Raw genomic sequence first — 21,909 nt, 5'->3', positions numbered from 1 at the left:
CATGACCGTCCTGGACCGCTTCTCCCCCGCCACCCGGCAGTGGTTCGCCGGGGCCTTCGCCGCGCCCACGGCGGCGCAGGCGGGCGCGTGGGAGGCGGCGGCCGCGGGCGAGCACGCGCTGGTCATCGCGCCCACCGGCTCGGGCAAGACGCTGGCCGCGTTCCTGTGGGCGCTGGACCGGCTGGCCTCCGCCACCCCGCCGGAGGACCCGAAGCGGCGGTGCCGGGTGCTCTACGTCTCCCCCCTCAAGGCCCTGGCGGTGGACGTGGAGCGGAACCTGCGCGCGCCGCTGGCGGGCATCCGGCAGGCCGCGCACCGGCTGTCGCTGCCCGAACCTGGCACCACGGTCGGCATGCGCACCGGCGACACCCCGGCGGACGAGCGGCGGGCGTTCGCGCGCACCCCGCCGGACGTGCTGGTCACCACCCCCGAGTCGCTGTTCCTGGTGCTCACCTCGGCGGCGCGGGAGTCGTTGCGCGGTGTGGAGACCGTGATCGTCGACGAGGTGCACGCGGTGGCCGGCACGAAGCGCGGCGCGCACCTGGCGCTGTCCCTGGAGCGGCTGGACGCGCTGCTGGAGCGGCCCGCCCAGCGGATCGGGCTGTCCGCGACGGTGCGCCCGGTCGAGGAGGTCGGCGCGTTCCTGGCGGGCGGGCGGCCCGTGACGGTCGTGCAGCCCGGGACGGCCAAGACCATCGAGGTGGGGGTCGAGGTCCCGGTCGAGGACATGTCGGTGCTCGGCCAACCGACCGGGGAGGTCTCCGGCTCGGCGGCGGGCGCGGAGCAGCGGGCGTCGATCTGGCCCTCGGTGGAGCGGCGGGTGCTGGAGCTGGTGCGGCAGCACCGGTCGACGATCGTGTTCGCCAACTCCCGGCGGCTGGCCGAGCGGCTGACCGCGCGGCTCAACGAGCTGGCCGAGGAGGAGGCCCGGGGGCTCCCGGACGCGGACGCCGCGGACCCCGCCGGCCCCGACCGGTTCCCGGCCGAGGCGCCCGGCCAGTCCGGGACCACCACGCAGCGCACGGCCGCCGTCGCCCGCGCCCACCACGGCTCGATGTCGCGGGAGCAGCGCGTCACCGTGGAGGAGGAGCTCAAGTCCGGGCGGCTGCCGTGCGTGGTGGCCACCTCGTCGCTGGAGCTGGGCATCGACATGGGCGCGGTCGACCTGGTGGTGCAGGTGGAGGCGCCGCCGACGGTCGCGTCCGGGCTCCAGCGGGTCGGCCGCGCCGGGCACCAGGTGGGCGCGGTGTCGCGCGGGGTGGTGTTCCCGAAGTTCCGGGGTGACCTGGTGTCGTGCGCGGTGGTCGCGGAGCGGATGCGGGACGGCGCGATCGAGGCCGTGCGGTACCCGCGCAACCCGCTGGACGTGCTGGCGCAGCACGTGGTGGCCATGGTGGCGATGGAGACGTGGACGGTCGAGGCGCTGGCCGGGCTGGTGCGGCGGGCGGCGCCGTTCGCGGCGCTGCCGGAGTCGGCGCTCCAGGCCGTGCTGGACATGCTGGCGGGCCGGTACCCGAGCGAGGAGTTCGGCGAGCTGCGGCCGCGCATCACCTGGGACCGGATCAGCGGCGAGCTGCGCGGCCGGCCGGGCTCGCAGCGGCTGGCGGTGACCTCGGGCGGCACCATCCCCGACCGGGGCATGTTCGCGGTGATGACGCCGGCCTCCGAGGACCGGCCCGGCTCGCGGGTGGGCGAGCTGGACGAGGAGATGGTCTACGAGTCGCGGGTGGGCGACACGTTCCTGCTCGGCACCTCGTCGTGGCGGGTTCAGGACATCACCCACGACCGGGTGATCGTGGTGCCCGCGCCGGGGCAGCCCGCGCGGATGCCGTTCTGGAAGGGCGACGCGCCGGGCCGGCCGCTGGAGCTGGGGCGGGCGCTGGGCAGGTTCCTGCGCGAGGTGTCCACGGCGGACCCGGCCGAGGCCCGCGGGCGCACCGCGGCGGCCGGGCTGGACGAGTGGGCGACCTCGAACCTGCTGGCCTACCTGGACGAGCAGCGCGAGGCGACGCGGCACGTGCCCAACGACCGGGTCGTGCTGGTCGAGCGGTTCCGGGACGAGCTGGGCGACTGGCGGATGGTGGTGCACTCGCCGTTCGGCGCGCAGGTCAACGCGCCGTGGGCGCTGGCGGTCGCGGCGCGGCTGCGGGAGCGGCGCGGGATCGAGGTGCAGGCGGCGCACTCCGACGACGGGATCGTGGTGCGGCTGCCCGACGCCGTGGACGCCGACGGCGCGCCGGTGGTGGTCGGCGCGGAGGACGTGCTGCTCGACCCCGAGGAGGTCGAGCAGGTCGTGGTGACCGAGGTGGGCGGGTCGGCGCTGTTCGCGGCCCGGTTCCGGGAGTGCGCGGCGCGCTCCCTGCTGCTGCCCCGGCGCGACCCGCGGCGGCGGTCGCCGCTGTGGCAGCAGCGGCAGCGGGCGGCGCAGCTGCTGTCGGTGGCGGCGAAGTACGAGAGCTTCCCGGTGGTGCTGGAGGCGATGCGGGAGTGCCTCCAGGACGTCTACGACGTGCCCGGCCTGCGCGAGCTGATGACCGACGTGCGGGCGCGGCGCGTGCGGGTGGTGGAGGTGGAGACGCCGTCGCCGTCGCCGTTCGCGCGGAGCCTGCTGTTCGGGTACGTCGGCATGTTCCTGTACGAGGCGGACGCGCCGCTGGCCGAGCGGCGCGCGGCGGCGCTGTCGCTGGACTCGGCGCTGCTGGCCGAGCTGCTCGGCTCCGAGGCGATCCGCGAGCTGCTCGACCCCGAGGTCGTGGAGGAGGTCGAGCGCACCCTCCAGCGGCTCGCGCCGGACCGGCACGCGCGCGACGTCGAGGGCGCGGCCGACCTGCTGCGGTTCCTGGGAGACCTGTCCGAGGCCGAGGCCGCCGAGCGGGGTGTGCGGCCGGAGTGGTTGACCGAGCTGGTGTCGCAGCGGCGGGCGATCCGGGTGCGCATCGCGGGCGCGGACCGGGTGATCGGCATCGAGGACGCGGGCCGGGTGCGGGACGCGCTGGGCGTGGCGCTGCCGGTCGGCGTGCCCGAGGTGTTCACCGAGCCGGTGGCCGACCCGCTGGGCGACCTGCTGTCCCGGTACGCGCGCACCCGCGGGCCGTTCCCCGCGGCGCAGGCGGCGGAGCGGTTCGGCCTGGGCGTCGCGGTGGTGACGGGGGTGCTGGAGCGGATGGCGGGCGCGGGGCGGCTGGTGCGCGGCGAGCTGCGGCCGCTGGCGTTGCAGCCGGCGCCACCGGCGCCGTCGCAACCGGGTGCGGGCGGCACGCACACCGAGTTCTGCGACGCCGAGGTGCTGCGCCGGCTGCGGCGGGCGTCGCTGGCCCGGCTGCGCGCCGAGGTCGAGCCGGTGGAGCCCGCGGCCCTGGGCCGCTTCCTGCCCGGCTGGCACGGCGTCGGCAGGCGGCTGCGCTCCGCGCCGACCGCGGACGACGTGTACGCGGTGGTCGAGCAGCTGGCCGGCGCGCCGCTGCCCGCGAGCGCGGTGGAATCGCTGCTGCTGCCCGCGCGGCTGCCCGGCTACAGCCCGGCGCTGCTGGACGAGCTGACCGCGGCCGGCGAGGTGACCTGGACCGGCTGCGGCTCGCTGGCCGGCGGCGACGGTTGGATCGCCCTGGCCCCGACCGACGTGGCCGACCTGCTGCTGCCGGACCTGGTGCCGGAGGCCGCGCCGGACTCGCCGCTGCACCGGGCCGTGGTGGAGTCGCTGGCGGGTGGCGCGCTGTTCTTCCGCCAGGTCGTCGACCGGGTCTCGCTCCAGGGGCCCACGACGGACGGCGAGGTGGTCGGCGCGCTGTGGGACCTGGTGTGGGCGGGTGTGGTCACCAACGACACGCTGGCGCCGCTGCGGGCGCTGGTCGCGGGCGGCGGCACCGCGCACAAGCCGCGCCGGTCCGCGCCGCGCGGCCGCTACGCCCGGATGCGCGCGGGTCGCCCCGAGGCGCCCAGCCGCGGCGGGCCGCCGACGGTCGCGGGCCGCTGGTCCCTGGCCGTCGTGCCCGCGCCCGACGCGACGCGCCGGGCGCACGCGCGGGCCGAGGCGTTCCTGGAGCGGCACGGCGTGCTGACCAGGGGCGCGCTGGACACCGAGCGCGTGACCGGCGGTTTCAGCGGCGTGTACCGGGTGCTGCGGGCGATGGAGGAGTCCGGGCAGGTCGTGCGCGGGTACGTGGTGGAGGGCCTGGGCGCGGCGCAGTTCGCCGCCCGGGGCGCGGTGGACCGGCTGCGCGCCCTGTCCCGGCCGGTGGGCCAGGACCACGCGGGGGCGCCGCAGGCGGTGGTGCTGGCGGCCGCGGACCCGGCCCAGCCCCACGGCGCGGCCCTGGACTGGCCGGAGCCGCTGGGCGAGGGCAGGCACCGGCCGGGCCGCAAGGCCGGCGCGCTGGTGGTGCTGGTGGACGGGGTGGTCGTGCTGTACGTGGAGCGGGGTGGGCGGTCGCTGCTGTCGTTCACCGAGGAGGAGGTCCCGCTGCGGGCCGCCGCGCAGGCGCTGGGTCGGGCGGTGCGCGACGGGTGGCTGGGGCAGCTGGCGGTGCAGCGGGCGGACGGGGAGGTGGCACTGGGTTCACGGCTCGCGGGCGTCCTCCAGGACGCGGGGTTCCGCGCGACGCCGAAGGGCTTGCGGCTGCGGGCCTGAGCCCCGCCGGGTGGTGGGGGGCCGGTGGTGGCCTGGGCTCCCTCCGGTGCCGGGAGCCGGCGGCAGCGGCTCGGGCTCCGCGCGGCGCTGGAGGACAGGCGGCGGCTCGGGCTCCGCCCGGTGCTGGAGGGCCGGCGGCGGCTTGGACCCCGCTCAGCGCCGGAGGGCTCACGGCAGCGGCTCGGGCTCCGCTCGGTGCCGGGGAGCCGGCACCGGGCGGAACTCAGCGGAACAGCGCGCTGTAGGCGTTGAGGGCCGGCTGACCGCCCAGGTGTGCGTAGAGGACGGTGGAGTCGCGCGGGATCTCGCCGTTCGACACCAGTTCCACCAGGCCCGCCAGGGACTTGCCCTCGTAGACCGGGTCGGTGATCATGCCCTCCAGCCGGGCGCCGAGCTTCATCGCCTCGATCGTGGACTCCCCCGGCAGGCCGTAGACGCCCTCGTGGAAGCGGTCGTCCAGCTCCACGTCCGCGTCGGTCACCTCGACCCCGAGGTGCTCGGCGGTCCGCCGCGCGATCCGGAGCACCTGGGCGCGGGTCTCGTCCGGCTTGGCCGAGGCGTCGATGCCGAGCACCCTCCGCCCGCTGCCCGCGAAGCCCGCGACCATCCCGGCCTGCGTGCTGCCGGTCACCGAGCACACCACGACCGTGTCGAACCGGACACCCAGCTCGGTCTCCTGCCGCTCGACCTCGGCCGCCCAGCCCGCGAAACCCAGGCCGCCCAGGGGGTGGTCCGACCCGCCCGCCGGGATGGCGTACGGCTTGCCGCCCGCCGCGCGGACGTCCTCGACGGCCTGCTCCCACGCGGGCTTCACGCCGATGCCGAAGCCCGCCTCCACCAACCGCACCTCGGCGCCCATCAGCCGGCTCAGCAGGATGTTGCCCACCCGGTCGTACACCGCGTCCGGCCAGTCCACCCAGCTCTCCTGCACCAGCACGCAACCCAACCCGGCCCGCGCGGCGGCGGCCGCCACCTGGCGGGTGTGGTTGGACTGCACGCCACCGATGGAGACCAGGGTGTCGCAGCCCTGCGCCACGGCGTCGGCCACCAGGTACTCCAGCTTGCGGGTCTTGTTGCCGCCGTAGGCCAGTCCGGAGTTGCAGTCCTCCCGCTTGGCCCACACCCGGGCGCCGCCGAGGTGCGCGCTCAGGCGCTCCAGCGGGTGCACCGGTGACGGCCCGAACAGCAGCGGGAACCGGGGGAAGTCGGTCAGTGCCACGTCAGTTCTCCTCCAGCAGGTCGGCCAGGGTCGCCCAGTTGCGCTCGACGAGCCGGGCCGCCAGGTCGGCGTCGGCCGCCGCGCAGGCGGCGATGATCTCCTCGTGCATCGCCACCGAGTGGCGTCCCACCGGCGCGGCGAAGCGCAGGCGCTCCAGGCGGCGGACCAGCGGCGTGTAGCGCTCGATCGTGGCGATCACGGCGAAGTTCGCGCCGCGCCGCACCGCCACCGCGTGGAACGCGTCGTCGGCGGCCAGCGCGGCGGGCACGTCCCCGCCGGCCAGCGCCTGCGCGAAGGCCGCGTTCGCCTCGCGCATGGCCTCCAGGTCCGCGGGCACCAGGTCCGGCACGGCCAGCCGCGCGGCTAGGGCGTGCACGGTCTGGACCAGGACGTGCGCGTCGCGCACCGCGGCGGTGTCGAGCGGCGTGACGCGGGTGTAGCTGTGCGGCTTGGTCTCGACCAAGCCCTCCTCGGTGAGCCGGGCCAACGCCTCGCGCACCGGGGTGCGCGACAGCCCCAGCCGCTCGGCCAGCTCGACGTCCTTGATCGGCTCGCCGGGCGCGAGGTCACCGCCCAGGATCGCCTCGCGGATCGCGGTCAGCGCCTGGTCGCGGAACAGCGCCCGACTGATATATTGCATATCGGCACTGTAGACGACGAGGTGCCGAAGCCACCAGGGCGCTCGTGACTGCCACCCCCCGAGCGTGCTCGACCGGAACGCGCCGGACGACGCCTCGGGCCGGAGCCCGGACCTGGGCGACTACGCGTATTACGCGGGTCCCCGGGGTGTCACCGGCACGGACAACCGCTGCGTGGCCGCTGTCGGCTACATCGATTGGAACGGCAACCGCCACCTGATCAGCAGCGGCAGGCAGGACTGCTGATCGTGCCGACCGCCGCCGAGCAAGGGTGACGGTGCGCTCCTGGCGCGCGGCGGCGGGTGTGCCGCCGGCCTCACCGAAACCGGTGCACCGGGTGGAGCGGGTGCACCGGGGCCACCGCCTGGCCTACCCGTCCGAGGCGCCGGTGAGTGGACCGGGTGGAGCGGGCGCACCGGGTGGAGCGGCTGCCCCCTCACGCGGCTGCCCCCTCACCGAGGCGTCACCACGCAGAACTCGTTGCCCTCCGGGTCCGCCAGCACCACCCACGTCACCCCGCGCTGCCCGACGTCCGCCCGCACCGCGCCGCACGCCTCCAACCGCGCCACCTCGGTCGGCAGGTCACCGTCCGCGGGCGGCGCGACGTCCAGGTGCAGGCGGTTCTTGCCCCGCTTCGGCCCGGCCACCCGGACGAACTCCACCGCCGGTCCCGCCTCCTGCCTCAGCGACGCGTACCCGGGGTGCTCACGCGCCACCGGCAACCCGGTCGCCGCCGCCCAGAACGCCACCTGCGCGACCGGGTCCGCCGCGTCCACCACCACCGCCGCCACCGGACCGGTGCGCGCGTACTCGTCGCGCCGCTCCAGCACGCAGAACTCGTTGCCCTCGGGATCCGCCAGCACCACCCACGGCACGTCCCCCTGCCCGATGTCGACCCGCCGCGCGCCCAGCTCCTCCGCGCGGGCCACCAGCGCCGCCTGGTGCTCCGCCGAGGTCGAGGCCAGGTCCAGGTGCAGGCGGTTCTTGCCGGTCCTGGGCTCGTCCACCGACACGAACGTCAGGTCCAAGCCCTCGACGAGCGTGACGCAGACCTCGTCCGCGTGCTCCTCGGCGATCCCCGTCCCCAGCAGGGCCGACCAGAAACGGGCCAGCTCAGCGGGGTCGGCGGCGTCCAAGACCACGTCGTACAACCTGGTTGCCATGGCACGAAGGTAACGTCTGCGCCATGGCGGAGCTGGTCCTTGGTCCTGTGCTGAGACATGTCGACTCCACCTCGGCCACGGTGTGGGTCGAGACGGACGCGGCGTGCGAGGTGACCGTCGCGGGGCACGCGGCACGAACGTTCCAGGTGGGCGAGCAGCACTTCGCCCTGGTGGTCGTCGAGGGGCTGGAGCCCGGCACGACCACGCCCTACGACGTGCGGCTGGACGACGAGGTGGTGTGGCCGCAGCCGGGCTCGACGTTCCCGCCCTCGCTGATCCGCACCACGCCCGTGCGGCGGCTGGTGTTCGGGTCGTGCCGGGCGGCGAAGGAGGTCGGCGACCCGCTCAAGCCCGACAAGCTCGGCGTGGACGCGCTGGACTCCTACGCGCTGCGGATGAAGGACGAGCCGCCGGAGCAGTGGCCCGACGCGCTGGTGCTGCTGGGCGACCAGGTCTACGCCGACGAGCCGACCAAGCGGATCACCCGGTGGCTGGCGGAACGGCGGCCGGAGCCCAAGGGCGAGGTCGTGTCGTTCCGGGAGTACGCCGAGCTGTACCACGAGTCGTGGGCCGACCCGGAGATCCGCTGGCTGATGTCGGTGGTGCCGACCTCGATGATCTTCGACGACCACGACATCCGCGACGACTGGAACACCTCGCGGACGTGGCGCGAGCAGATGTCGCGCAAGCGGTGGTGGCCCGAGCGCATCCGGGCGGGCCTGGCCTCGTACTGGGTGTACCAGCACCTGGGCAACCTCAGCCCGGCCGACCTGGCGCACGACCCGCTGTACGAGAAGGTCCGGTCGGCGGGCGGCGACGTGCAGCCGCTGCTGGAGGACTTCGCCGAGCAGGCGGACCAGGAGGTCGACGGCGGCAAGTCGACCCGGTGGAGCTACCTGCGCGACTTCGGCCGCATCCGGCTGATGGTGATCGACACGCGCAGCGGCCGCATCCTGTCCGGCCCGGAGCGGCTGATGGTGGGCGAGGGCGAGTTCCGGTGGATCGAGGAGAACTCGGTCGGTGACTTCGACCACCTGCTGATCGGCTCGTCGCTGCCGTGGCTGATGCCGCACGCGTTGAGCCACCTCCAGTCGCTCAACGAGCGGATGGCCGGCCTGCCCGGCTGGCGCGGCCGGGTCGGCGAGAAGGTGCGGCAGGTGGCTGACCTGGAGCACTGGCCCGCGTTCCGGGCATCGTACGAGCGGTTGGCGCGGCTGGTCGAGCGCGTCATGAAGGACGAGCAGGCGCCGGGGACGGTGTGCGTGCTGTCCGGGGACGTGCACCACAGCTACGCGGCGCGGGCGTCGTTCGCCACGCGGGTGGAGGCCAAGATCTACCAGCTGGTGTGCTCCCCGGTGCACAACGACCCGCCGTGGGTGTTCCGGCCCGCGTTCCGGGCTTCGTGGTCGCGGCCGGTGGCGCGGTTCCTGCGGTGGTGGGCCGACCGGCGGGGCATCTCGCCGGACCCGGTGGCGTGGCACAAGCTCAGCGGACCGCACTTCGGCAACTCGGTCGGGGTGCTGGAGTTCGAGGGCCGCGAGGTCCGCTTCCGCCTGGAGACGGCGGGGAAGGACGGGCTGCGCGAGGTCACCTCGATCCCCCTGTGAGGGTGCGCCCGCCGCCGGGTGGGGTCCGGGGAGCCGGCGGCGGGCGCACGTCTACCTGGTGGCCAGCCGCAGCAGCGCCCACAGTTGGGCGATGGCGTCGTGGTCACCGGTGGTGGGCGGCAGGTCCCGGTCCGGGATGCGGCCCCACAGCCAGCGGTACAGCTGCATGGGGGTGCCGCGCACCTCGGCGTCCGCCGCGGGGCTCTCGTCGGGCAGCAGCAGGTGCGCGGTGGCCGGTTCGGGCCCCGTGGTGGCGATCCAGGTGCGGCCCGGCGTGCGGACGGCCACCGTCCCCGCCCGGGTGCCGCGCACGCCCAGGAGGTCCAGCCGGTGCCCGAGCCAGAGCGTCAGGACCTCGTCGACGCCGTCCTCGGCCACGTCGTCGTCCACCGGGTCGACCGGCAGCCCGGCCGCGGCCTGGACGTCCATGCGGTGCACGGTCGACTCGTGCGCCAGCCGCCGCGCCCAGAAGTTGTGGTCGCGCTCGGCGGGCCACCAGGTCTCGCACGGGTCGTCCGGCTCGCGCGCCCGCAGCGCGCGCACGAGGTCCCGCACCCCGCCGCGCACGTACTCCGGCAGTTCCTGCCCCTCCACCGGGTCCTGCTGCCACACCAGGGGTTGGCTGCCCTCCGCCAGCCAGGTCGACACCATCCGGTAAGTGCTGCCCACGTGCCTCGCGGCCTCCCCGAGGTTGAGCCCGGGGCAGGCGGGCACCTGCCGCTCGGGTCGCTGCCCCTCCGCGGCCGCGGCCAGGCGTTCGGCTTCCAGCTCCACAACGTCGATCAGGCGGTCGTAGGCGACCAGTCCCCTGCTCACAGTCCGTCCTCGTACGTGATCTCGTCGAGCGAATGGGTGAACCGCGCCACGGGGCGCGCCGGGTCGTCCGCCGCGGGGGAGGTGGTCCGGCCGCCGGAGCCCGCCCACGACGGGGGACGGTGGGCGGGCGGACCGCCGACGCCGGCGCGGGGGTGAGGGGGAAGGTCGATGTCACTCTCGCGGCCTCCTCGCGGCGTCTCCAACGGCGACGACCGCCGCGGGGAGACGGCGGCGCTTGGCGGTGGGGCGCTTCCCCCGCCCCACCGCCAAGGCATTGCTCGAACAAACGTTCGAGCACCGCAAGCCTATCCTGCGAGCCCGGCAGTCCTCAACCCGACGGCGCGTGGTCTCATGAACGGGTGAGCGCACTCGACCACCCCGGCATCCGCAAGGTGGCCGCCACCCTGGCCGAAGCGGGCCACCACGAGGCGGCGGACGGGATCCGCGTGCTGGCCGACGCCGTCCGCACCGCCGCCGAGGCGGCCGCGGCGATGGGCGTGCCGGTGGGCGCGATCGCCAACAGCCTCGTGTTCCAGGCGGTCCGCGACGACGTCGCCGCACCCCTGCTCGTGCTCACCTCCGGCGCGCACCGCGCGGACCAGGACCGGTTGGCCGTGCTGGCGGGCGCGGACCGCGTCGAGCGGGCCGCACCGGCGTTCGTGCGCGAGCACACCGGCCAGGTGATCGGCGGCGTCTCGCCGGTCGGGCACCCGGCGCCCGTCCGGACCTTCGTCGACACCGCGCTGGCGGGGTACGAGGTGGTGTGGGCCGCCGCCGGCCACCCGCACGCCCTGTTCCCCACCACCTTCGCGGGCCTGGTCGAGCTGACCGGGGGCACGCCGGCGGAGGTCGCCCGGTGACCGCCGCGCCGGCGAGGCGAGTGGTCGAGCTGTCCGCCCGCGAGCTGAACGCCCGGCTCGGCGAGGCGCTGGCGCTCTACGTCAGCGCGATGGACTACCCGCCCGGCACGGCCGAGCAGCGGGCACCCATGTGGCTGGCGCACATGCTGCGCGACGGCTGGCGGTGCGTGGTGGCGCTCGGCGAGGAGGACGAGCTGATCGGCATCGGCTACGGCTACCGCGGCGCGGTGGGCCAGTGGTGGCACGAGCAGGTGCGGCACGGGCTGACCATGGTGGCCGGGCCCGGCGCGGTCGAGCAGTGGATGCGCGACTACTTCGAGCTGACCGAGCTGCACGTGCTGCCCGGCGCGCAGGGCCGCGGCATCGGGGAGCAGCTGCTGCGCACCCTGCTGGCGGGCGTGCCGAACTCGCGGGTGCTGCTGTCCACCCCGGAGGGGCCGAGCAAGGCGTGGCGGCTGTACCGGCGGGTGGGGTTCGCGGACGTGCTGCGGCACTACCAGTTCACCGGCGACCCGCGGCCGTTCGCGGTGCTCGGCCGCGCCCTGCCCCTCGGCTGAACCGGACGGGCGCGGGTGGCGCCCCGAGGGGTGCCACCCGCGCCGGACGCCTAGAAGGGCGAGACGAAGCCCGACGCCTTCAGGTACCTGCCCGCGTTGAGGCCCTCGATCGGGCGCAGCTTGGAGTACACGACCCGCTCGCCGAAGTTGCCCTCGACCGTGCGGACGTGCGTGGCCCTGCGGCCGGTCCGGTCGTACTTCACCTCGACCACGAGGCCGACGTGCGCGTGCATGTCGGGGTAGTTGCCGTAGACCACGGCGTCACCGGGCTCCACGTCCCGCTCGGCGATGTCCTTCCAGCGGCCGTTGGACCGGCCCCACTTCTGCCAGTACGTCGCCCAGTGCCCCTGGTCGAGCACCGACCCGCCGGGCGCCGGGCGCATCGACGGCCGGTCCGGCACGCCGGCGGTGGTCCAGGCCCAGTTGACGAACACGCCGCACCACTCGGCCGGGCGCAGCACGCCCTGGCCGACCTGCTGGTACTTCTCCGGGTAGTAGTTGCCCCGGCCCTCGCGCTGGCCGACTTCGCGCAGCGCGTGGTCCACGATGTCCTGCCGGACCCGCCACTGCTCCCGGTCCGAGACCGCGCCCGGCTGCGCGTACGCCGGGGACGCGCCGAACAGCAGCGCGCCGGCCAGTACGACGCCGAGCGCCGACCGCACGGGACGTCTGCTCATCCCTCCCCCTCTCCTCCGCCCGCACATCCAACACCGGATCGGGTGACCTCGACGTGAGGTCGGTCCCACCGCCCCACCCGTCCGGGTCAGAGCTCCGCGAGCCGCTCCCGAAGAGTGTCCAGCCCCATGGCCCCCATCTCCAAGGCACGGGAGTGAAAGGTCTTGAGGTCGAAGGTGCCGGCGTGGCGCTCCCTGGCCTCGTCGCGGGCGGCGAGCCAGAGCCGCTCCCCCAGCTTGTACGACGGGGCCTGGCCGGGCCAGCCCAGGTAGCGGTCGATCTCGTCGCGCACGTGCGCCGCGTCGGTGATGGTGCGGGTCAGCATGAACTCCAGGCCCAGGTCCGGGGTCCAGCGCTCGCCCTCGTGGAAGCCGGTGCCGCGCGGGATCTCCAGTTCCAGGTGCATCCCGATGTCGACGATCACGCGCGCGGCCCGGAACAGGTGCGCGTCGAGCATCCCCAGCAGGTCGCCGTCGTCCTCCAGGTAGCCCAGCTCGCGCATCAGCCGCTCCGCGTACAGCGCCCAGCCCTCGCCGTGGCCCGACACCCAGCACATCAGGCGCTGGAACTCGTTGAGCCGTTCGGACTGGTGGACGGCCGTGGCGACCTGGAGGTGGTGGCCCGGGACGCCCTCGTGGTAGACGGTGGAGACCTCGCGCCAGGTGGAGAACTCCTGCTTGCCGTCCGGCACGGACCACCACATGCGGCCCGGCCGGGAGAAGTCCGGGGTGGGGCCGGTGTAGTAGGCGCCGACGCCGCCGCCGGGGGGCGCGATGCGGCACTCCAGCCTCATCAGTTCGTCGGGCAGCTCGAAATGCACGTCGCGCATCTCTTCGAGGGCCCTGTCCGACAGCTGCTGCATCCACGTCCGGAGCCCGTCCTTGCCCCGCACCAGGTAGCGCGGGTCGGCGTCGAGCGCGGCGGCGGCCTCGGCGAGCGTGGCGCCGGCCTTGATCCGGTTCGCGACCTGCTTCATCTCGGTCTCGACGCGGGTGAACTCCGCCCAGCCCCACTCGTACGCCTCGGCCAGGTCGAGGCGGGAGCCGGTGAAGTAGCGCGACTGGAGGCGGTAGACGTCCTCGCCGACCGCGTCCTTGGTCGGGGCCTTCGGCGCGAGGTCGGCGCGCAGGAACTCGGCGAAGTCGCCGTACGCCTCGGCGGCGGCCTTGGCGCCCGTCTCCAGGTCGGTGCGCAGCGCGCCGCCCGCGCCCGCGCCGGCGATCATCTTCGCGAAGAACGACGCGTCCCCGGAGCGGCCCGCCCAGGTGTCGCACTGCGCGGCGACCTTGGTGACCTGCCGCAGCGCCGCCACGTGGCCGGAGTCGGCGGCGTGGGCGAGACCGGCGCGCAGGTCGGCCAGCGCGTCGGGCACCGCGGCCAGCCGGCGGGCGATCACGGCCCAGTCGTCGGCGGTCCCGGTCGGCATCATGTCGAACACCTCGCGCATCGACTGCACGGGGCTCGCGATGACGTTGAGGTTGCTCTCGGTCAGGCCCGCCTCGTGCAGCTCGACCTCCAGGCCGATCCGCTCCAGGAACACCGCCTTCGCGTCGGCCTCGGACTTGTCCGCGGGCTCGGCGGCGGCGACCGCGGCGAGCGCCTTCTTCGAGAGCTCGTGGCGGGCGGCGTGTCCCTCCGGCGAGAAGTCGGTGAGCCGGTCGTCGTGGCCGGGCTTGCCGATGAAGGTCGCGGTCAACGGGTCCGCCGCCGCGTAGTCGGCGACGAACTGGTTGCTGATGCCGTGCACGCCGGCCGGGGAGGTTGCCATGCGCCGCACGTTACCTGCGGGTCAGGTCACCCCGACAGATATTTAGCGAAGCGTACGATCGTGTCCCGGCGGTCAACTTTTGACGAATGCCGGCAGGATGGCCGCGTGCCAAGGGCCTCCGCGCTCCTCCTGCCCGTGCTCCTCCTCGCGGCCTTCGCGCTGACGGGGTGCGTCCGGCTGCACGCCGCGATGGCGGTGTCGCAGGACGACCGCGTGTCCGGCGAGATCACCGCCGCGACCCCGCCCAGCCGGGACAACGACCCCGGCCCGCAGCTGAAGGTGCCGGAGGAGCTGGCCACCCGGGTCACCACCAAGCCCTACCAGGTGGACGACTACGTGGGGACGCAGCTGTTCTTCAGCGGGCTCACCTTCGACGAGGTCAGGGTGCTGGCCACGGCCACCAGCGCGTCGTCCAGCCGGTACCAGCTGACCTTCCGGCGCTCGGGCGACCTGGTGACGCTGTCCGGCTCGGTCGACCTGACCCAGGTGCCGCCGGAGCGCGCGGACGTCCAGGTGAAGATCGCTTTCCCGGGTGAGATCATCGACACGAACGGGCGGGAGGAGGACGAGGCCACGATCGCCTGGGCGCCGAAACCGGGCCAGGCGTCGATGCTCACCGCGACCGTCCGGTACGCCGGGGCCAACTCGGTGTCCTACTTCGGGTGGACCATGCTGGTGGCCGGGCTCACCGGCGGGGCGGCGCTGATCGTGCTGGTCCTGGCCCTGGTCTCGCACCGGCGGAGCCTCGTCGCCTGATCGGCTGTCACACCCGGCCCGGCGGCGCCGTCCTGGTGGCATGAGGATGAACTTCGCCGCCGTGGCGCCCGAGGCGTACCGGCTGATGATCGAGCTGAACTCCTACGCCACCCGGCACGTCGACCACACCCTGCTGGAGCTGGTGAAGCTGCGGGCGTCGGTGCTCAACGGGTGCGCGTTCTGCGTGGACATGCACACCTCCGACGCGGTGCGGGCGGGCGAGAACCCGCAGCGGCTGTTCGCGGTGTCGGTGTGGCGGGAGTCGGGGTTCTTCAGCGAGACCGAGCGGGTGGCCCTGGAGCTGACCGACGCGGTGACCCGGCTCGGCGAGCACGGCGTGCCGGCGGAGCTGTGGGAGCGGGCGGCCGGGGCCTTCACCGAGAAGGAGCTGGCCGACCTGCTGGCGCTGATCATCGGCATCAACGGCCTCAACCGGCTGGCCGTGGCGCTGGAGTCGGCCACCGAGCGCGAGCTCAGGCCCTGAGAAGAGCCCGGCCCGCGACCGGCCGGCGGTTCCCGCTTCCGGCGGGAACCGCTAGCCGGCCACCCGGTCCGGCACCAGGCCCAGCCTGCCCACCACCTCGCGCGTCGCCCTGGACCGGTTGAACGTGTAGAAGTGCAGCGCGGGCACGCCCTCGGCCAGCAGCCGCGCCCCCATCTCGGTGACCAGGTCCACGCCCGCCGCGCGGAACGCCGCCGGGTCGCCCGCCAGCGGCTCCAGCCGGCGCGCCACCGCGGGCGGCACCGGGGCGCCGGACAGCTCCACCGACTTGGCCAGCGTCCGGGGCGTGGTCAGCGGCATCAGGCCGGGCAGCAGCACCGTCTCGCAGCCGGCCGCCGCGACCCGGTCGCGCAGCCGCAGGAAGTCCTCGACGTCCAGGAACAGCTGGGCGATCGCGAAGTCCGCGCCCGCCCGCAGCTTGCGCACCAGGTACTCGGTGTCCTCGTCGAGGTCCCGCGAGCGCGGGTGGCCGTAGGGGAACGCCGCGACGCCCACGCAGAAGTCGCCCAGCTCACGGCACAGCCGGACCAGCTCCTCGGCGTAGGCCAGGCCCTCGGGGTGGCGCACCCACTCGCCGTGGGGGTCGCCGGGCGGGTCGCCCCGGACCGCGAGGATGTTGCGCACCCCGACGGCCGCGTACCAGCCGATCACGTTGCGCAGCTCGGCCACCGAGTGGTCGACCGCGGTCAGGTGCGCCATCGGCACCAGCGTCGTCTCCTGCACCACGCGGCCGGTGGTGCGGATGGTCCGGTCGCGCGTGGAGCCGCCCGCGCCGTAGGTGATGGACACGAACGCCGGGTCGAGGGCCTCCAGCTCGCGGATCGCCCGCCACAGCACCGCCTCGTCCGCCGGGTCGCGCGGCGGGAAGAACTCGACGGAGAACACGGGGTTCCCCCCGCTGAGGCGTTCGATGACGGACGTCATGCCGACCAGCGTAGAGGCACGCTCGCAGCGTGGGACATCCCTTCCACCTGCTGGACCACCCCCCGGTTGGGCGGCCGGGCGGCGCAGAGGTGACGATAGAGCGGTGCCGCCCCACCCGTTGGACCTCGAACTGCCCAAGCACGTCGACGCCGCCCTGGCGGGCTACCTCGCCGACCGCCGGTCCCTGGGTCAGCGCATGGAGGAGAACTTCACCGAGGCGGTGGACGCGCTGGCGGACTTCGTCCTCGGCGGCGGCAAGCGGATCCGGCCCACCTTCGCCTGGTGGGGCTGGCGCGCGGCGGGCGGCGACCCCGACGACGAGCTCGCGGGCGCCGTGCTCACCGCGGTCAGCTCGCTGGAGCTGATCCAGGCGTGCGCCCTGGTGCACGACGACCTGATGGACGCCTCCGAGACCCGCCGCGGGATGCCGACCGTCCACGTCCGGTTCGCCGGTCGCCACCGCGAGGCGGGCTGGCTGGGCGCGCCCGAGCGGTTCGGCCTGGCGGCGGCCGTGCTGATCGGCGACGTGGCGCTGGCCTGGGCGGACGACATGCTGTTCGCGGCCGGGCTGCCCACCGACGCGCTCCAGCGGCTGAGCCTGCCGTGGCGGGACATGCGCACCGAGATGCTGGCCGGCCAGTACCTGGACGTGCTGACCCAGGCGCGCGGCGACGCCTCCCCGGACGCGGCGCTGCGCATCGACCGGCTCAAGACCGCCGCCTACACCGTGGAGCGGCCGCTGCACATGGGCGCGGCCATCGGCGGCGGCTCGCCGGAGCTGGTGGCCGGGCTGCGCTCGTTCGGCGCCGACATCGGGGTGGCGTTCCAGCTGCGCGACGACCTGCTGGGCGTGTTCGGCGACCCGGCGGTGACCGGCAAGCCCGCGGGCGACGACCTGCGCGAGGGCAAGCGGACGCTGCTGGTCGCGCTGGGGATGCAGCGCGGCGCGGACGTGCTGCACGACGCGCTGGGTCGTCCCGACCTGGACGCGGGCACGGTGGCCGCGGCGCGGGCGCAACTGGAGGAGGTGGGCGCGGTGGCCGCCGTCGAGGAGCGGATCGCCGCGCTGACCGCCTCGGCGCTGCGGGCCCTCGACCGCGCCCCGGTGGCCGAACCGGCGGCGGAGCGGCTGGCCGAGCTGGCGGTCAGCGCCACGAAGCGGGCCTACTGACCATGTGGGGCTCTGCCGGGCGAGGGGTCTCGGGCCGCACCGACCACGTCGTCGTGGTCGGCGCCGGGCTGTCCGGGCTGTCCGCGGCGCTGCACCTGCTCGGCGCGGGCAGGCGGGTCACCGTGGTCGAGCGGGACGACGTGCCCGGCGGCCGGGCCGGGCGGCTGGACCTGGGCGGCTACCGGTTCGACACCGGCCCGACCGTGCTGACCATGCCGGAGCTGGTGGACGAGGCGCTGAACGCGGTCGGCGAGTCGCTGGCCGACCGGCTGGACCTGCTGCCCGTCGAACCCGCCTACCGGGCCCGGTTCGCCGACGGCGACACCCTGGACGTGCACGCCGACGCCGAGGCGATGGAGGCCGAGGTGCGCCGGTTCGCCGGTCCCCGCGAGGCCGCCGGGTACCGGGCGCTGCGCCGCTGGCTGACCGAGCTGTACCGGGTGGAGCGGGACGAGTTCATCGGCGCGAACTTCGACTCGCCGCTGGACCTGCTCACGCCGCGGCTGGCGCGGCTGACCGCGCTGCGCGGGTTCGCCCGGCTCGAACCGTCGGTGGCGCGGTTCATCTCCGACGAGCGGCTGCGCCGGGTGTTCACCTTCCAGTCCCTGTACGCCGGGGTGCCGCCGCGCCGCGCCCTGGCCGCGTACGCGGTGATCGCCTACATGGACACGGTCGCGGGCGTGCACCACCCGCGCGGCGGGATGCGGGCGCTGCCGGACGCGCTGGCCGCCGCCGCCCAGGGCGCCGGGGCCGAGTTCCGCTACGGGACCCGGGTGGCGTGGCTGGAGCGGATCGGCGGCCGGGTCACCGCCGTGCGCACCGCCCACGGCGAGCGCATCCCGTGCGACGCGGTGGTGCTCACCCCGGACCTGCCGACCTCCTACCGCCTGCTGGGCCACCGCCCGCGCCGCCCGCTGCCGATGACCTGGTCGCCGTCGGCCGTGGTGCTGCACGCGGGGGTCACGCGCACCTGGCCGGAACTGGCGCACCACACCCTGTTCTTCGGCGCCGCGTGGGAGCGGACCTTCACCGAGCTGACCCGCCGCGGCACCCTCATGAGCGACCCGTCGCTGCTGGTCACCGCCCCGCCGGAGCAGGGCATGTTCGTGCTGGCGCCCGCGCCGAACCTGCGGCGGTCGGCGATCGACTGGGAGCGCGTCGGCCCCGCCTACCGCGACGAGCTGGTGCGCACGCTGGAGGCGCGCGGCCTGACCGGGTTCGGGGACTCGATCGAGGTGGAGCGCCTGGTCACGCCGCGCGACTGGGCCGCCATGGGGCTGGCCGCGGGCACCCCGTTCTCCGCCGCGCACACGGTCGCGCAGACCGGCCCGTTCCGGCCGCGCAACCTGGTGCTGGACAACGCGGTGCTGGCGGGCTGCGGCACCACGCCGGGCGTGGGCGTGCCGCCGGTGCTGATCTCCGGCCGGCTGGCCGCCCAGCGGATCACCGGCGCGGCCACCCGGCGACGGGCGGTCGTGCGCACGTGACGGCCCCCGCCGCCGTCCGCCACCCGCTCCCGCGACCCGGCCCCGGCAGCACGACGTCCGGGCAGCCCGTGCGGGCTGCCCGGACGCGGGGCCGGTCGTTCTCGGGTGGTGCGGTGTCAGAAACCCATCGACTGCGCGCGCCGCTTGATCTCGCGGCCTCGGTCGCCGCGCAGCGCCTCGATCGGCGTGCCCGGCAGGGTGTCGTCTTCGGTGAACAGCCACCGCAGGATCTCGTCGGTCGAGAAGCCGGAATCGCGCAGCACCGTGATGGTGCCGGGCAGTCCCTTGACCACGCCTCCGGCGGCGAGGAACTGGGAGGGGACGACGAGCACACCGTCGCGGCGCTCGGCGAGCAGTTGACCGTCGCGCAGCAGCTGGTGGACTCGGGTGATGGGCAGGCCGAGGCGCTCGGCGACCTCCGGCAGGTTCAGGACCTCCAGGTCGGGAGCCAGCACGTCGGCAGCGGCAGGAATCGCACTCACGTGCGTCACGATGCCACAACGACGAGAACCATGCCCTGCGCCAACCGGGTGGTGGCCGGACACCGTCGGGTTGCCTGCTCGACACCCCCTGTTCCGTGCGACTTTGACGCGGAACCCACACGCGCGCGTGGGACCATCCGGCGCACGGGATTCGGTCGGCACCACCCACCGTACGATCCACGGCTGTGGAAAGGTCGGCGACGAACGTGATCGGCGGGCTGCTCGAACAACGCTACCGGGTAGGCGCCCTGGTGGCGCGGGGCGGCATGTCCGCCGTCTACCGGGGCGTGGACACGCGCCTGGAGCGGGACGTGGCCATCAAGGTCATGGACCCCAGGTTCTCCGCGGACCCGCAGTTCGTCGCGCGGTTCGAGCGCGAGGCGCGCGCCGCGGCGAAGCTGCACCACCCCGGCGTGGTGCAGGTGCACGACCAGGGCGTGGACGAGGACCGCGTGTTCCTGGTCATGGAGCTGGTCGAGGGCGGCACGCTGCGCGACCTGATGGTCGACCGCGGCCGGCTCGACGTGCCGCTGGCCCTGACCGTGCTGGAGAAGGTGCTCGCGCCGCTGGCCGCGGCCCACCGGGCGGACCTGGTGCACCGGGACGTGAAGCCGGAGAACGTGCTGATCGGGCGCGGCGGCGCGGTCAAGGTCGCCGACTTCGGCCTGGTCCGGGCGATGTCCGCGGCGGGTGTCACCAGCGACTCGGTGATCCTGGGCACGGTCGCCTACCTGTCACCCGAGCAGGTGACCACGGGCAACACGGACGCGCGCAGCGACGTGTACTCCGCCGGCGTGCTGCTGTACGAGATGCTGACCGGCGCGCCGCCCTACGTGGGCGACAACGCGATCTCGGTCGCCTACCGGCACGTGAACGACGAGGTGCCGCCGGTGCCGGACGTGCCGGCCGAGGTGGCGGAGCTGGTGCGCCGGGCCACCCGCAAGGAGCCGTTCCTGCGGCCCGCCGACGCCGACTCGTTCCTGTCCGAGGTGGAGGCGGTCCGGGCCAGGCTCGGCCTGATGAGCGCGGACGTGCCCACCCCCGTCGCCGCGCCGGTCCGGCAGCCGACCGGCACGCCGCCGGGCGGGACACCGCTGCCGGGGTCTCCGCTGCCGGGTGCGCCCCTGGGCGGAGTACCCCTGCCCGGTGCGCCCCTGCCCGGAACCCCGCTGCCCGGTGCGCCCCTGGGCGGTCCACCTCTGGGCGGTCCACCCCTGCCCGGGACTCCCCTGAGCGGAGTGCCGCTGGGCGGGATGCCCCCGGGCGGGATGCCCCCGGGCGGGGTGCCGCTGGGCGGCGTGCCTCCGGGCGGGGTGCCCCTCGGCGTGCCGGCCCTCGGCGTGCCGCCCCTGGGCGAACCGGCCACCCAGCACCTCGCCGTCGGGGAGCCGCTGACCCAGCGCGTCGTCCTCGGGGACCCGGCCACCCGCCAGGTGCCCGCGCCGAGCGCGGCCGAGCAGACCGTGCGCGTCGCCCCCGTGGGGGTGGGCGTCGCCGCGCCCACCGCGTTCGCCGAACCGACCGTGCCGGTGCACCGCCCGCACCCGCTCGCGGCCCCCGCCGCGGGCCCGCAGGGCACCCGGGCGATCCCCCGCGCCGCCCTCGTGCCGCCGGCCGAGGCCCCGCTCACCGCGCCCCGACCCCGCCCCCGGCGCCCACCGCGCAAGAAGAAGACGCCCGAGCAGCTCCAGCAGGAGCTGCGGGCGCGCGGCAAGCGGCAGTTCGTCACCTGGCTCAGCGTCGTGGTCGTGGCGGCGGTGCTGATCGGCATCACCACCTGGTGGTTCTCCATCGGCCGGGTCACCAGGGTGCCCGAGCTGATCGGCAAGGACGAGGCCACGGCCGTCGCGCTGATCGAGGGCGCCTCGCTCAAGCACACGCCGGCCATCGAGAAGAGCGACACGGTCCCGGCGGGCCAGGTGATCAGCGTCGACCCGCCGGCCGGCACCGAGGCCAACCGCGGCGACCTGGTGCGGATCGTGGTGTCCGGCGGCAAGCCGGTGGTGCCCCAGGTCCAGCCGGGCGTGGACGTCGCCGCGGCGGAGCGCGAGATCGCCTCGGTGGGGCTGAAGTCGCAGGTCAACCCCGCTCAGGACCAGTTCAGCGACCGCGTGCCCAAGGGCAAGGTGCTCACCCTGGACCCCGCGCCCGGCACGCCCGTGCCCATCGGCTCGACGGTGACGGTCGTGCTGAGCAAGGGCGTGGAGCCCAAGCCGGTGCCCAGCGTGACCGGCAAGTCGAAGGACGAGGCGTTCGCCGAGCTGACCGCGGCCGGGTTCGAGCCGGTCGAGGGGCCCGAGGAGTTCTCCGAGTCCGTGGACAAGGGCAAGGTGGTGCGCACCGATCCGGCGGCGGGCTCGAACGTCTCCTCCGCCGACCGGCGCGTGACCGTGTTCACGTCCAACGCGGTGACCGTGCCGCAGGTCGAGGGCAAGCGGGTCGACGAGGCCAAGCGCGAGCTGGAGGGCGCCGGGCTGAGGGTGGACGTGCAGTTCAACGAGCGGGGCCGGGCGCGGGTGGTCAACCAGTCCGTGCGCGCCGGGCAGCGCGTGCCCAAGGACACCCAGGTCGTGCTGATCGCGCTCTGACCGGCCCACCAGCGGGAACGGCCCCCGACCTCGTCGCGAGGTCGGGGGCCGTTCCACTTCGTGGTCGCG

The 21,909-nt window shown here is 75.1% G+C and carries 18 protein-coding genes; 10 read left to right on the top strand and 8 right to left on the bottom strand.

Going from position 1 to position 21,909, the window contains the following annotated elements; genetic code table 11:
* Nucleotide 1: 1 nt before the first annotated feature.
* On the top strand, nucleotides 2-4,627 hold the full coding sequence (locus tag ACFP3R_RS14220) for an ATP-dependent helicase (RefSeq protein ID WP_380636301.1): 4,626 nt from the start codon (nucleotides 2-4) through the stop codon (nucleotides 4,625-4,627).
* A 223-nt stretch (nucleotides 4,628-4,850) separates the two neighbouring features.
* Here the strand turns inward: ACFP3R_RS14220 and ACFP3R_RS14215 are convergent, their stop codons facing one another.
* On the bottom strand, nucleotides 4,851-5,846 hold the full coding sequence (locus ACFP3R_RS14215; RefSeq protein WP_380636299.1) for a 1-aminocyclopropane-1-carboxylate deaminase: 996 nt from the start codon (nucleotides 5,844-5,846) through the stop codon (nucleotides 4,851-4,853).
* 1 nt (nucleotide 5,847) lies between these two features.
* Complete coding sequence (locus ACFP3R_RS14210; RefSeq protein WP_380636297.1) at nucleotides 5,848-6,486, bottom strand: GntR family transcriptional regulator; 639 nt, start codon at nucleotides 6,484-6,486, stop codon at nucleotides 5,848-5,850.
* 64 nt (nucleotides 6,487-6,550) lie between these two features.
* Here ACFP3R_RS14210 and ACFP3R_RS14205 point away from each other — a divergent pair, with 64 nt between their 5' ends.
* The gene (locus ACFP3R_RS14205; protein WP_380636296.1) at nucleotides 6,551-6,730 is read left to right on the top strand and encodes a hypothetical protein; all 180 of its coding nucleotides are present in this window, start codon (nucleotides 6,551-6,553) and stop codon (nucleotides 6,728-6,730) included.
* A gap of 206 nt (nucleotides 6,731-6,936) precedes the next feature.
* Here the strand turns inward: ACFP3R_RS14205 and ACFP3R_RS14200 are convergent, their stop codons facing one another.
* A complete protein-coding gene (locus tag ACFP3R_RS14200) occupies nucleotides 6,937-7,647 on the bottom strand; it encodes a VOC family protein (RefSeq protein WP_380636294.1) in 711 nt (236 codons plus the stop codon).
* Between the two features lie 23 nt (nucleotides 7,648-7,670).
* On the opposite strand from ACFP3R_RS14200, the gene ACFP3R_RS14195 reads away from it, so the two are divergent.
* Entirely contained in the window at nucleotides 7,671-9,254 is a 1,584-nt protein-coding gene (locus ACFP3R_RS14195; RefSeq protein ID WP_380636292.1) for an alkaline phosphatase D family protein, read from the top strand.
* Between the two features lie 51 nt (nucleotides 9,255-9,305).
* Here the strand turns inward: ACFP3R_RS14195 and ACFP3R_RS14190 are convergent, their stop codons facing one another.
* Nucleotides 9,306-10,070, bottom strand: coding sequence for a maleylpyruvate isomerase family mycothiol-dependent enzyme (locus tag ACFP3R_RS14190; protein WP_380636290.1), 765 nt, complete (start codon nucleotides 10,068-10,070; stop codon nucleotides 9,306-9,308).
* A 359-nt stretch (nucleotides 10,071-10,429) separates the two neighbouring features.
* Between ACFP3R_RS14190 and ACFP3R_RS14185 the strand changes: the two genes are divergently transcribed.
* Together ACFP3R_RS14185 and ACFP3R_RS14180 are read left to right on the top strand one after the other, a co-directional pair.
* The gene (locus tag ACFP3R_RS14185) at nucleotides 10,430-10,930 is read left to right on the top strand and encodes a YbaK/EbsC family protein (protein ID WP_380636289.1); all 501 of its coding nucleotides are present in this window, start codon (nucleotides 10,430-10,432) and stop codon (nucleotides 10,928-10,930) included.
* Nucleotides 10,927-11,487: a GNAT family N-acetyltransferase gene (locus ACFP3R_RS14180; protein WP_380636288.1), complete on the top strand. Its 561-nt coding sequence runs from the start codon at nucleotides 10,927-10,929 to the stop codon at nucleotides 11,485-11,487. Before ACFP3R_RS14185 ends, ACFP3R_RS14180 begins: the two co-directional genes overlap by 4 nt.
* 50 nt (nucleotides 11,488-11,537) lie before the next feature.
* Here ACFP3R_RS14180 and ACFP3R_RS14175 read toward each other — a convergent pair whose 3' ends face one another.
* Both ACFP3R_RS14175 and ACFP3R_RS14170 read right to left on the bottom strand, forming a co-directional pair.
* On the bottom strand, nucleotides 11,538-12,164 hold the full coding sequence (locus ACFP3R_RS14175; protein ID WP_380636286.1) for a CHAP domain-containing protein: 627 nt from the start codon (nucleotides 12,162-12,164) through the stop codon (nucleotides 11,538-11,540).
* Nucleotides 12,165-12,250: 86 nt separating this feature from the next.
* Nucleotides 12,251-13,930: a DUF885 domain-containing protein gene (locus tag ACFP3R_RS14170; RefSeq protein ID WP_380636284.1), complete on the bottom strand. Its 1,680-nt coding sequence runs from the start codon at nucleotides 13,928-13,930 to the stop codon at nucleotides 12,251-12,253.
* A gap of 105 nt (nucleotides 13,931-14,035) precedes the next feature.
* Here ACFP3R_RS14170 and ACFP3R_RS14165 point away from each other — a divergent pair, with 105 nt between their 5' ends.
* Entirely contained in the window at nucleotides 14,036-14,686 is a 651-nt protein-coding gene (locus ACFP3R_RS14165; RefSeq protein ID WP_380636282.1) for a DUF3153 domain-containing protein, read from the top strand.
* A gap of 40 nt (nucleotides 14,687-14,726) precedes the next feature.
* Nucleotides 14,727-15,170 (top strand): carboxymuconolactone decarboxylase family protein, encoded by a 444-nt coding sequence (locus ACFP3R_RS14160; protein ID WP_380636280.1) that lies wholly within the window; start codon nucleotides 14,727-14,729, stop codon nucleotides 15,168-15,170.
* Between the two features lie 51 nt (nucleotides 15,171-15,221).
* On the opposite strand, the gene ACFP3R_RS14155 is transcribed toward ACFP3R_RS14160, so the two are convergent.
* A complete protein-coding gene (locus tag ACFP3R_RS14155; protein ID WP_380636278.1) occupies nucleotides 15,222-16,112 on the bottom strand; it encodes a methylenetetrahydrofolate reductase in 891 nt (296 codons plus the stop codon).
* Nucleotides 16,113-16,215: 103 nt separating this feature from the next.
* On the opposite strand from ACFP3R_RS14155, the gene ACFP3R_RS14150 reads away from it, so the two are divergent.
* Together ACFP3R_RS14150 and crtI are read left to right on the top strand one after the other, a co-directional pair.
* The gene (locus ACFP3R_RS14150) at nucleotides 16,216-17,283 is read left to right on the top strand and encodes a polyprenyl synthetase family protein (RefSeq protein WP_380636276.1); all 1,068 of its coding nucleotides are present in this window, start codon (nucleotides 16,216-16,218) and stop codon (nucleotides 17,281-17,283) included.
* Nucleotides 17,284-17,285: 2 nt separating this feature from the next.
* Nucleotides 17,286-18,770: a phytoene desaturase family protein gene (gene crtI, locus ACFP3R_RS14145; protein WP_380636273.1), complete on the top strand. Its 1,485-nt coding sequence runs from the start codon at nucleotides 17,286-17,288 to the stop codon at nucleotides 18,768-18,770.
* 116 nt (nucleotides 18,771-18,886) lie between these two features.
* On the opposite strand, the gene ACFP3R_RS14140 is transcribed toward crtI, so the two are convergent.
* Nucleotides 18,887-19,252: an Rv2175c family DNA-binding protein gene (locus ACFP3R_RS14140; RefSeq protein WP_380636271.1), complete on the bottom strand. Its 366-nt coding sequence runs from the start codon at nucleotides 19,250-19,252 to the stop codon at nucleotides 18,887-18,889.
* 185 nt (nucleotides 19,253-19,437) lie between these two features.
* On the opposite strand from ACFP3R_RS14140, the gene ACFP3R_RS14135 reads away from it, so the two are divergent.
* Nucleotides 19,438-21,840: a Stk1 family PASTA domain-containing Ser/Thr kinase gene (locus ACFP3R_RS14135; RefSeq protein ID WP_380636268.1), complete on the top strand. Its 2,403-nt coding sequence runs from the start codon at nucleotides 19,438-19,440 to the stop codon at nucleotides 21,838-21,840.
* Nucleotides 21,841-21,909: the final 69 nt, after the last annotated feature.

It is taken from the genome of Saccharothrix lopnurensis, from assembly GCF_042658445.1.
Taxonomy (GTDB): domain Bacteria; phylum Actinomycetota; class Actinomycetes; order Mycobacteriales; family Pseudonocardiaceae; genus Actinosynnema; species Actinosynnema lopnurensis.
The sequence above is the reverse complement of the archived record's forward strand: the minus strand, read 5'-3'. Positions and strand labels throughout refer to the sequence as shown.

Bases quoted from the DNA above. Each gene is read 5' to 3' on its own strand.
- ACFP3R_RS14210 (WP_380636297.1), bottom strand. From the start codon at position 6,486: ATGCAATATATCAGTCGGGCGCTGTTCCGCGACCAGGCGCTGACCGCG.
- ACFP3R_RS14160 (WP_380636280.1), top strand. From the start codon at position 14,727: ATGAGGATGAACTTCGCCGCCGTGGCGCCCGAGGCGTACCGGCTGATG.
- crtI (WP_380636273.1), top strand. From the start codon at position 17,286: ATGTGGGGCTCTGCCGGGCGAGGGGTCTCGGGCCGCACCGACCACGTC.
- ACFP3R_RS14195 (WP_380636292.1), top strand. From the start codon at position 7,671: ATGGCGGAGCTGGTCCTTGGTCCTGTGCTGAGACATGTCGACTCCACC.
- ACFP3R_RS14175 (WP_380636286.1), bottom strand. From the start codon at position 12,164: ATGAGCAGACGTCCCGTGCGGTCGGCGCTCGGCGTCGTACTGGCCGGC.
- ACFP3R_RS14155 (WP_380636278.1), bottom strand. From the start codon at position 16,112: ATGACGTCCGTCATCGAACGCCTCAGCGGGGGGAACCCCGTGTTCTCC.
- ACFP3R_RS14200 (WP_380636294.1), bottom strand. From the start codon at position 7,647: ATGGCAACCAGGTTGTACGACGTGGTCTTGGACGCCGCCGACCCCGCT.
- ACFP3R_RS14170 (WP_380636284.1), bottom strand. From the start codon at position 13,930: ATGGCAACCTCCCCGGCCGGCGTGCACGGCATCAGCAACCAGTTCGTC.
- ACFP3R_RS14220 (WP_380636301.1), top strand. From the start codon at position 2: ATGACCGTCCTGGACCGCTTCTCCCCCGCCACCCGGCAGTGGTTCGCC.